This is a genomic window from Undibacterium paludis, assembly GCF_022568815.1.
Classification (GTDB): domain Bacteria; phylum Pseudomonadota; class Gammaproteobacteria; order Burkholderiales; family Burkholderiaceae_D; genus Undibacterium.
Map to the genome: position 1 here is coordinate 256,949 of NZ_JAKZHX010000006.1, position 15,293 is coordinate 272,241.

The following is a 15,293-nucleotide window of genomic DNA, read 5'->3' on the forward strand; positions in this document are numbered from 1 at the left end:
AAAATGTGACGACCCAATGACGGTACTTGTCTCAGGCTAATATTAGTAAGTTATATGCATATATGAATTTTTGAATCCCGGAGTAATGAATAGTGTCTGAGCAAATACTTGGCGTGATAGGCTGGTCTGGCTCTGGTAAGACCAGCCTGCTTGAATACCTGGTCAAAGAACTGGTGAATGCGGGAAAAACTGTCAATGTCGTCAAACATAGCCATCATGATGTGCTCGTTGAGCCGCCTCACAAGGATAGCGCGCGCCTGCGTCATGCGGGTGCGCAGGAAGTCTTGCTCGCCTCGCCATATCGTTATGCCATCGTGCACGAATTGCGGCATGAGCCGGAATTACCCCTGTATGATTTGCTGAGCCGTCTGTCACCGGCCGAACTGACGCTGGTTGAGGGATATAAATGGGAAGCCATAGCCAGACTGGAAGTTTATCGGCCGTCCCTGGGCAAGCCGGCAATCTATACTGATGATTCAGGTGTCCTGGCCGTTGCCTCTGATGTACCAGCGCCCACCGATTTGCGTGCTGGTCTGGTTTGGCTGGATTTGAATCAGCCTCGTGTAGTGCTCGATTGGCTGCTTTGTGCGATGCAAAACAACTTGTTGAAAAAAAGCCGTGAAATTGCTAAAGACTCCTCTCATGCCGCCGTTAAATAAAGTAGACGGATAAGGGGAATTGTCATGGATGTAACGGGTATTGCCAATGTTGCTACAACTCTGGCTGATGTCGGCACCAGTCAGGCTGTGAGTATTGCCGTCTTGAAAAAGGCTAACGATATTACAGCTGAAAGTGCTACTGCATTGATAGAAGCCGTATCAGAAAACAGGTCTGTGGCCAACCTACCGCCCAATCTGGGGCGGAATATCAATACCACTGCCTGATATTCTTGTTGAGGCTGTCGAAGGCGCGCCTGTGGCGCGCTTTTGTTTTTTCAGGCCGGCAAGCAAATTCTAGATCTGGCGCAAGCATGATCTTGCCTGATCGGCGATAATCTTCCCATTTTGGGATTTCTGGAAATACTATGGAGCAAAATTCTTGGGGCTGGTCTGACCGCCTCAGCCTCAGTTATGGGCCTATGGATGAGACGCATAAAGAGTTTGTCGAGCTTTGTGCCGCCCTGTCGGAAGACAATCCTGCCACCTTTGTGAGCAGGCTCGATGCCTTGATTGCTCATTCCATAGAACATTTTGAGCAAGAGAATCGCTGGATGGCAGAAACTGCTTTTCCACCAGCCGGTTGCCACAGGCAAGAGCACGAGGCTGTCCTGGAAGTCATGCAGGAAGTCAGGCGCAGGGTAGAGCTGGGCGAACTGGATCTGGCAACGCGCCTGGCTGAAGAATTGCCGTTATGGTTTGAACATCATGTGGACACCATGGACAACATGCTGGCGCGTTTTATGGCAAGCAATCCTGAAAAACTGATGAATGCTGATCAGGCTCAACCAGCCTGAACGTGTATCTCTATATCGCCCAGGCTGACCAGTTGGCCTGCGCGTATCTTTGCAGTCTTGCGCAATTCCTGCTGGCCGTCCACGCTGACATCGCCACTGGCAACAATGGCCTTGCCTGCGCCACCGCTTTCGCACAGGCCCACCAGTTTCAGTAACTGGTTCAGTTCCACATAGTCGCCTTCCAGGCTAAAACTCAGCTTTTGCATATAATTTCCTTCAAGACCGCAATAGAAGGGACGCAGCTTACACTATTTCGCTAGCCGTGTTTCAGCTTTGTCCAGCCAGATTCCCAGTTGCGTAATCAAATCGGCCTGGCTGAAAGAGCAGCTTTCTTCGGTGAACATGCTGCCGGATTCCAGGCGGCCGAGCAGGTTTTCCATGACTTCGGCAAACTGTGGCGGCAGGGATGACAATAATTCAGTCTGGTTGCGCCAGATCTGGCAAAATTGGGTGACATTGATGTTGCCAGCCGGTAAATCCAGGATACTTTGACGTAATTGTGCAATGAACTTGAGCATATGGAAACTTTTAGCTTGAAAAAAAGTCATAAGCTAGTAGGATAATCTGATCGCAGCTTGAATCCAATCGAAAATGTAGTGCGTACAAGTTGGTGTGGATGGTGCGGCTGAAAAATTTTAAAAAATTTTTGTAAGTTTGCTTTGTCTGCGTCGACTATAGGCTGTAGTTTCAAATTTTCCTATCCAGGATATTTACCAAGTAGGTCACTTCACAGGAGATGAACATGAGTAACAAAGCAATGGTAGCAGTAGCACTGGCAGGTTTGTTGGGTTCTGGTTTGGCTATGGCAGCAGAGCCAGCTAAAACTGAAAAGTGCTTTGGTATCGCCAAAGCAGGTCAGAATGACTGCGCTACAAAATCTGGTTCCCACTCTTGCGCAGGTCAAGCTAAAAAAGACAATGACGCATCTGAATGGAAAAAAGTACCAGCCGGTTCTTGCGAAAAAATGGGTGGCAAACTGGAAGCACCCAAGTCCTGATACTTGGTTGAGCAATGACGAGCTTGAATGAGTTTGACTGATAAGGCTCGCTTGTACCCGCAACCGGCGTCTGCCCTGCAAGGGGTAGGCGTCGGCTTGCGTACGCCACATTATCGTGATTTTCTGAATGCACCTGTCGCTATCGACTGGCTGGAGGTGCATTCAGAAAACTATTTTGGCGATGGCGGTTATGACCTGCATGTTTTGCAGACGTTGCGTCAAGACTATCCCGTCAGTTTGCATGGCGTAGGCTTGAGCCTGGGTTCCGCCCATGGCTATTCAGATTTGCACATCGACAAACTACAGCGTCTGGTTGAGCGCGTAGAGCCAGCGTTGATATCCGAACACTTATGCTGGGGGGCTGTTGCAGGCCGGCACCTGAATGATCTCTTGCCCTTGCCCCTGATGCAAACCGCGCTTGATATGGTGAGTCAGCGGATTGAGTGGTTGCAGGACAGACTGAAGCAGCGCGTGCTGATAGAAAACGTCTCGACCTACCTGCGCTTTGCCAGTGACGACATGTCGGAAGCCGAATTCCTGGCGGCCCTGGTCAGGCGTAGTGGTTGCGGTATCTTGCTTGATGTTAATAATCTGTATGTCAATCAAAACAACCATGGAGAAAGTGCATCCGCTGCCTTGAAGGTAATGGCTGCTTTGCCAGGCGGATCGATTGGTGAAATTCATCTGGCAGGGCATTTACAGACAGATATTTGTCTGGTTGATGACCACGGCAGCCAGGTCGCCGGGCCGGTTTGGGACTTGTTCACTCAGGCCTGTCATTTGCTTGGAACAGGTATTCCTGTCTTGATAGAGTGGGATACTGCCATCCCCGCACTGCCAGTCTTGCTGGCCGAGGCCGACAAAGCCAGGGAAATTCTTGCCGCCATTAAACCTGCCAGGGCAACTGCAGCATGACGTCCGCGACCACACTGACAGCATTACAGGAGCAGTTTGCACATGCCTTGATTCATCCTGCACATGCGGATGCAGCTATGCCCATGTTCAATGCACATCCCTTTGGCGAAGACAGACTGGCTCTGTACCGTGGCAATTTGACTGCTATCTGGAATAATGCGCTGGCTAATGCCTATCCTGTATTACATCAACTGGTGGGTGACGCGTATTTTGAACAGGTGGCACGGGCCTATGGTCGTACCCATCCATCCATATCTGGTGACCTCAATGATTTCGGGGCGGATTTGCCGGCATTCCTGAAAAACATACCTGATGCGGCGGATTATCCTTATTTCCCTGACATGGCTGCGCTGGAGTGGCAGGTGCATCGTGCCTATTATGCTACAGATGACAATAGCCTGAGCTTGGCGGAGCTGGTGCAGCAAGCTACTGCCGGAGGGTGCGATGTCCAGACGGCGCAACTGGAATTGCATTCCGCCGTCAGCCTGTATCGTTCTGACTGGGCCTGTGTCGATATCTGGCTGGCGCATCAGCCGGATGCGTCAATGGACATTCCGGCCAATATTCAACGACCGTGTTATGGCCTGATTTGCAGACCATCCTGGGCGGTTCAACTTGTTTCTTTGGACCAGCCTGCCTGGCTCGCCCTGAATGCCTTGCAGCAAGGCGCGACACTGGCCGATGCGCTGGAAGTTGCCGTGGATGCCGCAGTCAACAGTGGTATTGATTTTGATATCAATCGTCACTTGCAATCCTGGTTTTCCGCCGGTTTGTTCAGGCAGGTGAAATTTTCTGAGCCTGATGTGTAAGTAAATAGTCTTTGCATTGACTAAGTTGCAGGAGATTAATTGGAGAACATTCATGTACAACACCCTGCAATACTTTCATAAATTAAGCACCCGTTTTGACGAGCAACTCAGCGTCCTGGGCGGTTCTGCCCTGAGTCTGGCGTTACGGTTATACGTAGGCTGGCAGTTTTTTAAAGCTGGCATGGTCAAGGTGTCGGACTGGCAGTCAACCTTGTCATTGTTCAGGGAGGAATACATCGTGCCTGTCGTTCCGCCTGAACTGGCTGCCTGGATGGGGGCGGGTGGTGAACTGGTTTTACCGGTCTTGCTGGTACTTGGCATTTTTTCCCGTCCAGCAGCCCTGGCCCTGTTTGCCGTGAATTTAATGGCAGTAATTTCATATCCACAATTATTTGAACTTGAATGCCCGGCCGCCGTCAATTCCCATTTTTACTGGGGTATTTTGTTGCTGGTGCTGGTCAGTTTTGGCCCAGGAAAATTGTCAGTGGATGCCTGGTTGGGCAAACGCCGGACTGCGCTTGCTGCATGAAGCACAGCATATGATCCATATGCCTGTTTTGCATGATGAACTAATCGGAATTAGTTCAGTCAGATGATACATAAACCTTGTCTGCTTTGATACAAGACAAGAATTAGCCTCATATCTGACTGATCTCCATCATGCAAAACAAATTCAGTTTCCGTGACGTTCACGGACAAATTCAATGGCGTACGCCTTTATTGACGGTAATTGCTGCAGCTGTTTGCAGCCTGGGTTACCTGGCTTATTCTGGCAAAAGTGTTGCGCAAGCCAGAACGCCGGACGCCAAAACAGAAAAAGAGCTGGTCTTTGAACTGTCGCCTGCTGATATCGCCAGCGCTGAATCAAGAGAGCTTTCCTCAAAATTGCCATTGTCCGGATCACTGGTGCCGGAAAGCCAGGTCACGATACGAGCCAAAGTCGTTGCTGAAGTAGCAGAAGCACCAATGCAGGAAGGTGTTGCTGTACGCAAGGGGCAGGTAATCGCCCGTTTTACTGCGGCAGACCTGCATGCGCGATTACTGACTCAGGAAGCTGCTGTTGATGAAGCGCAGGCGAAACTTGCCCTGGCCCAGAAAAACAGGCAGTCCAATGAGGTCCTGCTCAAGCAAAACTACATTTCACAGAATGCTTTTGATACCACACATAATGGTCTGGAACTGGCTCAGGCCAATCTGAAGTCGGCCATGTCGCAAAAGCAGGTTGCCCAACTTGCACTGGCCGATACACAGGTGCGTGCCCCGCTTGATGGGATCATCAGCAAGCGGCATGTGCAGCCGGGCGAAAAAGTATCACCGGACTCACCCTTGTACAGCATTGTCAGTCTGGGGCGCATGACGCTGGAGGCACAAGTGCCTGCCAGTGAAATACCGCGCGTCAAAACGGGACAGAAAGTATTGTTCCAGGTAGATGGTTTTGGTGGTCGTGAATTCGAAGGCAAGGTTGCCAGGATTAATCCAGCAACCGAGGCAGGTTCTCGTTCCATGATGGTGTACATCGCTGTCGATAATGCCCATGCCAGCCTCAAGGGAGGCATGTTCGCCAAAGGCAGCCTGATACTGGAGAAAACCGCCTCGACGGCCAGCGTACCCCTGACAGCCGTCAGGCAAGTAAATGGCGTTGATGTGGTGTACCAGGTACTCAATGATCAGGTCAGGATACAGCCGGTCAAGCTGGGTTTGCGCAGTGATGATGAAGGGCATGTACAGATTTTACATGGTTTGGAGCCGGGGGCAGTAGTGATTGCCTCGCGTCTTGATAGCGTCAAGGCTGGAAGCCGGGTGAAAATGCCCAGAGCGAGCACCAATGCCAACCAGAACCCGGCTTCTGGCACAGCTGCGAAGGTCTGAACCATGTGGATGACCAAAGTCAGTATACAAAACCCCGTGTTCGCCACCATGGTCATGGTGGGCTTGATGGTGCTGGGCATTTTTTCGTACAAAGGTCTCGGTCTGGAAAACATGCCCAATGTCGAATCGCCAGGGGTCTGGATGGAAGTACGTTACCCGGGGGCTTCACCAGAAATCGTTGAAAACGATATCACCAAGCCGGTTGAAAATGTCGTCAATACCATCAGCGGTGTCAAGCGCATCATGGCCAGTTCGTATGAGGGCAGGGCTGGTATCTGGATAGAATTCCAGTTGTCGGTCAATGGTGACAAGGTATTGCAGGAAGTCCGTGACAAGGTAGCACAGATACGTCCCGGATTTCCCAGGGATGTCAAAGATCCCTTCATCGTCAAGGGCGGTAATGACGACAATAGCCGTCCCGTGGTGCAGATGGCAGTCAGTTCGGGTGAGCGCAGTCTGCGCGAGTTGTCGAACCTGACGGACCAGATCATCGTCAAGAAATTGCAGAGCGTACCTGGTGTTGGCCGGGTTGATACGCGTGGAGCGGTGATACGCCAGGTAGAGGTAAGGCTCCTGCCTGACCGCATGGCAGCCAATCGTGTCGGCGTCAATGAAGTGCTGACTGCGATACAGAACACCAATCAAAACATGCCTGCCGGCTTGATTACCCGTGGTGCGCAAGATCAGCTGGTCAGGCTGGAAGCCAAGATAGTCGAGGCAAAAGGCTTTAATAAAATTATCGTGGCCCGTCGTGCTGGCGCACCGGTTTACCTGGAGCAGGTAGCCGAAGTGATTGATGGCGAGCGTGAAGAATATTCCATCTCTCGTGTGAACGGGCAAAGATCGATCGCGCTGGCGATATCACGAATACAGGATGCCAATATCGTCGAGGTTGGTGATGGCGTCATGGCTGCTATCGACGAACTGAAGACTCGTTTGCCAAAGGACGTGAAGATGACAGTCAGCGAAAACAATGCTGATTCTGTCAGGCATTCACTTGATGGTGTGAAAGAAACCATACTTGAAGGCGCTGGCCTGACGGTGCTGATTGTGTTTTTATTCCTGCACTCCTGGCGAAGTACCATCATCACCGGCCTGACCTTGCCGATATCGGTGATCGCCACATTCATCGCCTTGAAGGCATTCGGTTTTACACTGAATTTTCTGACCATGATGGCGCTCTCGCTTTGCATAGGTTTGCTGATCGACGACGCAATTGTGGTGCGTGAAAATATTGTCCGCCATCTGGGCATGGGCAAGGGACATAAGCAGGCGGCTGAAGATGGCACGAATGAAATTGGTCTGGCCGTCATGGCCACCACATTTGCTATTGTTGCAGTGTTTGTACCGGTTGCCTTTATGAAGGGGATGATAGGCAAATTCTTTTTCCAGTTCGGTATTACCGTCACGGTAGCGGTGCTGGTATCCCTGTTTGTCAGTTTCACGCTGGACCCCATGTTGTCTTCTGTCTGGCGTGACCCGGCAGAAAACCGTTTCAGGCATTTGCCCTGGCTGGCCAGGCTGATGGATGCTGTGGAACATGGTATAGAAAAACTGCACATTATTTATGGCAAGCTTTTGCAACTGGTTTTGCGCAAACGCAAAACGACACTGCTGCTAGCATTGAGTTTATTCGCCTCCAGTTTTTTCCTGGTGCCCATGATAGGGACAGAATTCATACCGGAAGCGGATGAAGGTCAGATCACAATCAATCTGAAGACACCTGTCGGTTCGAGTCTGACCTACACGGATGAAAAAACACGACAGGTAGAAGCAATTCTGAAAGAAATGCCGGCGATTCAAACCATCAACACGTCAGTTGGCGTAGAGAATGAGCGTAATACGGCGCAAATCAACATGAAGCTGACAGAAGTCCGCCTGACACATCGCAAGTCACAAAAGCAGATAGAGATGCAGATTCGTGAGCGCCTCAAAAGCATACCGGGCATAGAGATGGCCGTTGGTTTCGACAAGCCGATTTATGTTGCCATCCTTGGGCCTGATGCGGACAAGTTGCAGGATGTGATCAATGACGTGATGAAAAAAATTGCGGCGATCAAAGGCATCACTGACCTGGAAAGCAGCCTGACGGGCGCCAATCCTACCGTTCTGGTCAAGGTTAACAATGAACTGGCCAATGACCTTGGTTTGTCTGTGCAGCAAATCGGCTCGGCCTTACGCCCTTTTGTTGCTGGCGACACCATAGGTCAATGGCTGGCGTCTGACGGACAGAATTATGAAATCAATGTGCAGTTACCCAAATCGGGGCGGCAAAAAATTTCTGATCTTGCCGACTTGTCATTGGCCAGTTCCAGGCAGGATGCGCAAGGCAATCCTGTCATGGTGCCTTTGCGTCAGGTAGTACAATTTATTCCCAGTACCAGTCCGCGTGTCATCAAAAGGCAGGACTTGCAGCGCCGTGCTGCTATTTATGCGAATGTGGAAGGGCGACCCACCGGTGACGTTGGCGCAGAGGTGCAAAAACTGGTCAAGACCATACAGCTGCCGCCTGGTTATCGCTTCGACATCGGCGGGCAGACCAGGGAAATGCAGGAGTCATTCAGTGCAGCAGTTGCTGCCCTCGGTATTGCTGTGATCTTTATTTATCTGATACTGGCGTCACAATTCGGTAGTTTCCTGCAACCGCTGGCTATCATGACGGCCTTACCGTTTTCGCTGATAGGCGTCTTGCTGGCTTTGCTGATTACCGGCAGCACGCTGAACATTTTTTCCATTATCGGCTTTATTATGCTGATGGGGCTGGTGACCAAGAATGCGATTTTGCTTGTCGATTTTATCAATCAGGCGCAAAAGCAGGGTATGAGCCAGTTTGATGCCGTACTGGCTGCCGGTCAGGTACGGCTGCGCCCCATCCTGATGACTACTCTGGCCATGGTTTTTGGCATGCTGCCCATGGCAATCGGTCTCAGTGATGGTGCTGAAACCCAGGCGCCCATGGGCAGGGCCGTCATAGGCGGGATTATCACCTCCACACTGCTGACCCTGCTCGTCGTGCCCATTGCCTATACCTATCTCGATAACCTGGGTAAAAAAGCCAAAGCCTATTTTACCCGTCATGAAACCGGGACACAGGTACATGCAGTGGGATACGATACTGGAGTCGTGATCCCCACAACTGTAATCGGCAACATCGGTAAAGATTGAATCATGAGCTTTCCATATGCAATCTGGAGAGATTGATATGAAATGGGATATAATTTCTTTTTAGAAATAAAAGAGATGCATTGCATCTCTTTTTTCTTTGTTTTTCAAGAGTGTTGTATTTGCCTCGCATGAAAGATCTTTTCGTGGCAATTAAACAAAATTTCCAAGAGTGTTTACTCTAGATACATAGTTTTTACTATTCACTAAATTGTGTAGATGACATACTAGTTACAAGTTTTAGAACGCTCGTTCCATTATTATTGGGCATAGGCAAATCTAGTAACTTGTAAAAAAATATTTAACAGGAGATAACAATGCGTCAAATTCACGTAACACTGGGTTTGCTTTCTGCTGCCGTTTTATCGGCTTGCGGTGGCGGTGGTAGTCCAGGACCAGCAATCGACAATACTCCGGCCCGTGGCACACTGGTAGCCAATCCACCTGTTCTGGTCCCTATTCCACAGGCTAGCGGCCCTGCATTGACCAAGCTTGATCCTGCAGTTTTCAAGGCCTCGCTTGATGCTGCCAAACCAGGTCTGACCCAGATTACTGGTAATCCCAAGTGTGAAATCAGCACTTATTACATGAAATACACGACAGTTGGTGGAGCCAATGAAGCGACTGATGCGACTGGCGCGATCATGGTCCCGTCGGGTAGCGATCCGGCCTGTAGCGGCCCACGTCCTGTCATCCTGTATGCGCACGGTACCACAGTCGAGAAATCATTCAACATGGCGAACCTGCGCGACAACTCGGAAGCAACCTTGCTTGCTGCCATGTATGCGGCACAGGGTTTCATCGTGGTTGCACCTAACTATGCCGGTTACGATACTTCTGCGCTGACGTATCACCCTTACCTCAATGCTGAACAACAAGCCAATGACATGGTGGATTCCCTGCGTGCTGCACGCAAGGCATTCGCAACGATAGGCGCACAGGATTCCGGCAAGCTGGTCATCAGTGGTTATTCACAAGGTGGCCACGTAGCGATGGCAACACAGCGCGCCATGCAGACTACCTATGCATCTGAATTCAAGGTCAGTGCGCTGGCTGGCATGTCCGGTCCTTACGCCATGTCCCTGCTTGGTGATGCGACTTTTGCCGGTAGCCCGAACGCCGGTGGCACTGTCTTTATCCCGTTGATCACCACGAGCTGGCAAAAATCCTACGGTGGCCTGTATTCAAACCCAAACGAAGTGTATGAGGACAAGTACGCAAGCGGTATAGAAACTTTGCTGCCAGGCGCGCTGACTTTCAATGACCTGTTCGCCACTGGCAAGTTGCCTGCATTTGCCATGTTTGCCAAGGACTCGCTGCCAGGCCCGTCTTCTCCAGCCTTTGCGGCTTTCTTTGGTGACGGCAATCTGGTCAAGACCAGCTATCGCAACGTGTATCTGGCTGACGCACAGAAAAATCCTTGTAACGTCAATCCTGCAGATCCTTTGAACTGTACTCCTGCCAATCCTTTCCGTAAGGCCGGTGTGAAGAATGACTTGCGCAACTATGTGCCAAATGTGCCCGTCATGTTGTGTGGCGGCGGCAGCGATCCAACGGTGTTCTATGCCAGCACACAGGCGACAGCGGGTTTCTTCCAGGCTAAGGGTTTGCCAGCGGCTGCATTGACAGTCCTGGACGTGGATTCTTCTCCAACCAGTGCTGCAGATCCATTTGCCGCAGCCAAAGTCGGCTTTGCGCAAAGCAAGACTGCCGTCATCAATGCGGCGATTGCTGCCAAGCAGGATCCGGCTACAGCAGTTGCCAGCGTTTATCACGGCACCCTGGTACCGCCATTCTGTCATGCAGCTACGCGTGCGTTCTTGCAACAAGTCTTGGCTAAATAAGAGAGGACGCCATCATGAAAAAAATTCATTTCGCCGTTAGTGCTCTGTTTGGCCTGGTTGCCATGTCGGCGCATGCCTATGATTATTCGGTACATGCCGGTGTGCTCAATGTACAGGTGAGTTCCCAGTCTCCTGACTTTACCAGTAATGGCCCTGCCTTCCTGACGCCGCAACCCGCCAACCTGTCTGTTGGCAATGCAACGACGATCGCAGCCGGCGTCACACGTCGTATCAATGACAATTTTGACCTGGACCTGGTTCTCGGTATTCCGCCACAGCATGACGTCAATGGCCGTGGCACGCTGGCACCATACGGCGTTATCGCCAAGGTCAAGCAGCGTGCTCCTACCCTGTTCGTCAACTATAACTTTGGGGCGCCGACAAATACATGGCGTCCTTTTGTTGGCCTGGGTGTGAATTACACTCAATTCTTTGACGCTACATCCACTGCAAGTGGCGATATTGCTACCGGCGGCCCAACCAAGATTGAATTGAAAGATTCTTATGGATTGGCTGGTCAGGCTGGTGTCAATTACAAGATCGACGAACGCTGGTTCTTCAATGTTTCCATCGCTGCAGCCAAGGTCAAATCTGACATGACTGCAACGACCGGCAGCATACAGCGCAAGACGACAATCGATTTCCGCCCGGTTGTATTTGGTGCTGCAATCGGTTACAAGTTTTAATTGAGTTTTTTTGGGAAAAAAGGGTTCCAGCCGGAACCCTTTTTTTATTACAAGTGCCATATCAATGGCACGTATCACCGTCATTTTTGCTAAAGAAATAAGGGATATTGTCGATAATCAATTGAAGATAAAGCAAGGATTTATTTCAAGGATGCATGTAAATCATGTCGACGATTTCTACAAGTTTAAATGTGGCAACCAAGCCTGCTGTCAGTCAGACCCCGGAGGCAGGTAACCAGGCAGCGTCCGCGGTAACAGCTGTGCCGACGAATACAGGCAATTCTTCAACAGCTGCCTATCAAGTTAATTTGCGATCGTTGCGCATTGATTCTGCGGGCCAGACTTATGACCAGTCGGGTGCTGTATCTGCAACTCCAGTATCGTCGGCCTGGTGGGAAAACAAGGATACAGATCACTTCAGTTATTTGCTGGAAAAAAATGCCACATCGACTATCACCACAGCCGGACGCTTCAATGGACTCGCTACTGGCCTGGTAGAGCGCTTACGGATTTCAGGCACTGAGGTCAAACAGGCCTACATCGCAACTTCGGTGGAGGCTGGCGCCAGCAGTAAGGCCGTGGCCGAAGCAGGTGAGGTCAGCCTGAATGATTTGCGTGATCGTCCCGATCAAAGCCTGGGGCTGAAAGTGAAACTGGCTTCGGGGCATACGGTCGCCTTGTCCATCAAAAGCAATGCCAATGGTTTGAGTGTTGAAGCCAGCAGTGATACGGAATTGAGCGAAACTGACAGCAAAGCACTGGATAAGTTGGCAGCAGGTCTGGAAGCGGCTGCACAAAGTTATTTTGCCGACCAGCGAATCAATCTGAATGCCTTGTCGGGTTTTGATACATCTGTGGTCAGTTCGCTGGAATTGAATATCAAGGCCGGTGACCGCCAGCTTGATTTCAAGATCGACCAGTCGCATCATCAACTCAAGCTGACATCACCTGACGGTGTTGTTGATATTGATGTCAGCCACGATAATCCCGGGCTTAGGGGTGATGCGACGCAAAGAAACAAGGCTATCCAGCAATTCCTGGGGCAAGTTGACAATGCTGCCAAGCGTGGCAATGCCGATGAGGGGCTAGTGGCGCAATACAAAGAAGCATTTTCTGCCGTGCAAAAAATCAATACGAATGATGATGACAGCGCAGCAGGGTATTTACTGCCTGCGAAAACGCCTGCCTTTTGGGATAACAGTGCTGGCTCCTTACTTACCGGATTGGCCGACTTTAATGCCAAAATTACAGGAGTGACGACTACACCCAATCCGGCACGCCTGCAGGAAAGTGATTATTTCAATTTCCAGACCAGTCAGAAAACCACACAGGAAGGCCATCTGACGAGCGGGAAGATAAGCCAGAACCTGGAATCAAGCCTGAGTGCAGCTTTTCATCTGGAGTTAAAGTCAGGCAGAAAGCCTGTGCTTGGCGAGGACAAGAATTCACAAAACTATCGTTATATCAAAGTGGACGATCATGAGAGCAGCAAGCTTGATCTGGGTTTTGAAAAAAACCAATTGAGCAGCGCACGTCTGGAAAAAAACCATGACCGCAATTTATCCGTGTCGCGATACGAATTCGGCAAACTGCTTGATACAAAAAATTTCCCGGACAAACAGACAATAGTCACAGACCTGACGCAAAGTGCAGGCCGTGACGATACCGCAAGTGAGCAGGCCCTGCGGCGTCAGCACATAATCGCCGCATTAAGCGGGAAAATCTTTTTGGATAACTGAATCAACGTAAACGACGTGGCTGATTTGCCTGGTCTGACTTTGTCGGACGTACAGCCGTTGCCCGGCTTATCTGGGGTGCTGCACTGGCTTGTTGCTGCACCTTGAAGATATTCACCACCTGCGCAAGGCTGGCTGCCTGTTCATTCATGGCCTGGGCTGCGGCCGAAGCCTGTTCTACCAGGGCTGCATTCTGCTGCGTCATATTATCCATGTCGGTGATGGCATGATTGACCTGTTCTATACCCGCGCTCTGCTCCTGGCTGGCCGAGGCAATTTCGCCAACGATGTCGGTGACGCGCCTGACACTGGCAACGACTTCATCCATGGTGGCGCCAGCGATGGCAACCAGCTTGCCTCCTTCATCCACTTTTTCAGCAGAGCTATCAATCAGGCTCTTGATTTCTTTGGCAGCGGAAGCCGAACGTTGCGCCAGATTGCGTACTTCGCTGGCAACGACTGCAAAACCGCGTCCCTGTTCACCAGCCCTCGCTGCCTCGACTGCCGCATTCAGCGCCAATATATTGGTTTGAAAGGCGATGCCATCGATGACGCTGATAATGTCGACGATTTTTTTCGACGATTCATTGATGGAACCCATGGTGGCAACGACCTGGCCAACCACGCTGCCACCCTCGGTAGCGACATCCGATGCAGAGATCGCCAATTGATTGGCCTGTCTGGCATTGTCGGCATTTTGCCTGACGGTTGAAGTCAGCTCTTCCATGGTAGACGAGGTTTCTTCCAGTGCACCAGCCTGCTGTTCAGTGCGATTGGACAAGTCCAGATTACCTGAGGCGATTTCGCCAGACGCCGTGGCGATGGATTCTGAACCTGTACGTACTTCGCTGACGACGGAGGCCAGTTTGTCACGCATGCTCTTGATGGCGAAGAGCAGGCTTGATTGATCATTAATCTTCAATGCGATCTCTGTCGTCAGGTCACCTTCGGCAATATGGCCAACCACTTCTGCAGCGTAGGCTGGTTCACCACCCAACTGGCCCAGTATGGCCCGCGTCATTTGCCAGGCCAGCGCACCGACCAGCGCCATCATAATGCTGCCTATGCCAAGCAGTACGCCCGCCTGCTTCCAGAAGGCATCGTTGATGTCATTGATATAGGTGCCGGTGCCGACCAGCCAGTCCCAGGGCGCAAATTTCTTCACGGCGTAGATCTTGTCTACCGGTCCTTCTACGCCGGGGCGTGTACCCGGTGCCTGGACTATGCCTGTGCTGCTTTTTTCCAGTGACGCGCGATAGCGATCGCCCGATTCCTTCATATCTTTTTGCGGTACGCCTATACGGGCTGCATTGGGGTGAACGAGCAGTAGGTCATCGGTATAGCCACGCACAAAGAAGTACATTTCATCTTTATGAAAACTTGAAATCGCCAGCTTGGCCTGCTTCTGCGCTTCTTCTCGTGTCATTTTGCCGGACTGTTCCTGGGCATGGGCTTTTTCTATGGCTGCATAAGCCAGCGTGGTCAGGGTGGTGATTTGTTCGACCCGCTCTTTCATCATGGCCTGGCGCAAAGAAAACAGCGACACGCCAGCAACGACAGTAATGCCGAGTAAGGTGATGGCGCACAATAGCAGGATGCGGGTACTGAGTTTCATGTAGTCGTCTCACTTTGTCAGTCAAGCCGGATTTCAGGCGCAAGGTAGAATTGCGAATTCAATCAGATGTGCTTGCATTGCCCTGTTGAAAGCTTTGTAACTACATCTGCCTGTCGTTCGATTGTATGTGAGTGCCGGGGCTTGAGCTAGCCGTTGTGCGTACAAACCACAAATACTCCGGGTCTGTTTTTTAAGCCGAGGGGTTTG

The 15,293-nt window shown here is 51.0% G+C and carries 15 protein-coding genes; 12 read left to right on the top strand and 3 right to left on the bottom strand.

The window, feature by feature from the left end; genetic code table 11:
- The first annotated feature begins 92 nt into the window (after positions 1-92).
- From mobB to LZ463_RS12450, 3 genes are all read left to right on the top strand, one after another.
- Complete coding sequence (mobB, locus tag LZ463_RS12440) at positions 93-659, top strand: molybdopterin-guanine dinucleotide biosynthesis protein B (RefSeq protein ID WP_241456030.1); 567 nt, start codon at positions 93-95, stop codon at positions 657-659.
- A gap of 24 nt (positions 660-683) precedes the next feature.
- Positions 684-884, top strand: a complete 201-nt coding sequence (locus LZ463_RS12445; protein WP_241456032.1) for a YjfB family protein — start codon at positions 684-686, stop codon at positions 882-884.
- Between the two features lie 140 nt (positions 885-1,024).
- Positions 1,025-1,453, top strand: coding sequence for a hemerythrin domain-containing protein (locus tag LZ463_RS12450; protein WP_241456033.1), 429 nt, complete (start codon positions 1,025-1,027; stop codon positions 1,451-1,453).
- Here LZ463_RS12450 and LZ463_RS12455 read toward each other — a convergent pair.
- Complete coding sequence (locus LZ463_RS12455) at positions 1,441-1,659, bottom strand: RNA-binding S4 domain-containing protein (protein WP_241456034.1); 219 nt, start codon at positions 1,657-1,659, stop codon at positions 1,441-1,443. The two genes, LZ463_RS12450 and LZ463_RS12455, sit on opposite strands and share 13 nt — an antisense overlap.
- Before the next feature lie 42 nt (positions 1,660-1,701).
- Positions 1,702-1,971: a hypothetical protein gene (locus LZ463_RS12460; RefSeq protein ID WP_241456035.1), complete on the bottom strand. Its 270-nt coding sequence runs from the start codon at positions 1,969-1,971 to the stop codon at positions 1,702-1,704.
- A gap of 224 nt (positions 1,972-2,195) precedes the next feature.
- On the opposite strand from LZ463_RS12460, the gene LZ463_RS12465 reads away from it, so the two are divergent.
- The 9 genes from LZ463_RS12465 to LZ463_RS12505 all read left to right on the top strand — a co-directional run bounded on the left by LZ463_RS12465 (position 2,196) and on the right by LZ463_RS12505 (position 13,474).
- The gene (locus LZ463_RS12465; protein ID WP_241456036.1) at positions 2,196-2,450 is read left to right on the top strand and encodes a BufA1 family periplasmic bufferin-type metallophore; all 255 of its coding nucleotides are present in this window, start codon (positions 2,196-2,198) and stop codon (positions 2,448-2,450) included.
- A 27-nt stretch (positions 2,451-2,477) separates the two neighbouring features.
- Positions 2,478-3,365, top strand: coding sequence for an MNIO family bufferin maturase (gene bufB / locus LZ463_RS12470; RefSeq protein WP_241456037.1), 888 nt, complete (start codon positions 2,478-2,480; stop codon positions 3,363-3,365).
- Entirely contained in the window at positions 3,362-4,174 is an 813-nt protein-coding gene (locus LZ463_RS12475; protein WP_241456039.1) for an HvfC/BufC N-terminal domain-containing protein, read from the top strand. The genes bufB and LZ463_RS12475 overlap by 4 nt, the downstream gene beginning before the upstream one ends.
- Positions 4,175-4,226: 52 nt before the next feature.
- Positions 4,227-4,703 (top strand): DoxX family protein, encoded by a 477-nt coding sequence (locus LZ463_RS12480; protein ID WP_241456041.1) that lies wholly within the window; start codon positions 4,227-4,229, stop codon positions 4,701-4,703.
- 131 nt (positions 4,704-4,834) lie between these two features.
- Positions 4,835-6,043 (top strand): efflux RND transporter periplasmic adaptor subunit, encoded by a 1,209-nt coding sequence (locus tag LZ463_RS12485; RefSeq protein WP_241456044.1) that lies wholly within the window; start codon positions 4,835-4,837, stop codon positions 6,041-6,043.
- A 3-nt stretch (positions 6,044-6,046) separates the two neighbouring features.
- Positions 6,047-9,208, top strand: coding sequence for an efflux RND transporter permease subunit (locus tag LZ463_RS12490; protein WP_241456045.1), 3,162 nt, complete (start codon positions 6,047-6,049; stop codon positions 9,206-9,208).
- Between the two features lie 314 nt (positions 9,209-9,522).
- A complete protein-coding gene (locus tag LZ463_RS12495) occupies positions 9,523-11,049 on the top strand; it encodes an alpha/beta hydrolase (protein WP_241456046.1) in 1,527 nt (508 codons plus the stop codon).
- Between the two features lie 14 nt (positions 11,050-11,063).
- Entirely contained in the window at positions 11,064-11,735 is a 672-nt protein-coding gene (locus LZ463_RS12500) for an OmpW/AlkL family protein (RefSeq protein WP_241456047.1), read from the top strand.
- A gap of 164 nt (positions 11,736-11,899) precedes the next feature.
- Positions 11,900-13,474, top strand: coding sequence for a hypothetical protein (locus tag LZ463_RS12505; protein WP_241456048.1), 1,575 nt, complete (start codon positions 11,900-11,902; stop codon positions 13,472-13,474).
- A 1-nt stretch (position 13,475) separates the two neighbouring features.
- Here LZ463_RS12505 and LZ463_RS12510 read toward each other — a convergent pair whose 3' ends face one another.
- Positions 13,476-15,086: a methyl-accepting chemotaxis protein gene (locus LZ463_RS12510; RefSeq protein WP_241456049.1), complete on the bottom strand. Its 1,611-nt coding sequence runs from the start codon at positions 15,084-15,086 to the stop codon at positions 13,476-13,478.
- Between the last annotated feature and the right edge of the window lie 207 nt (positions 15,087-15,293).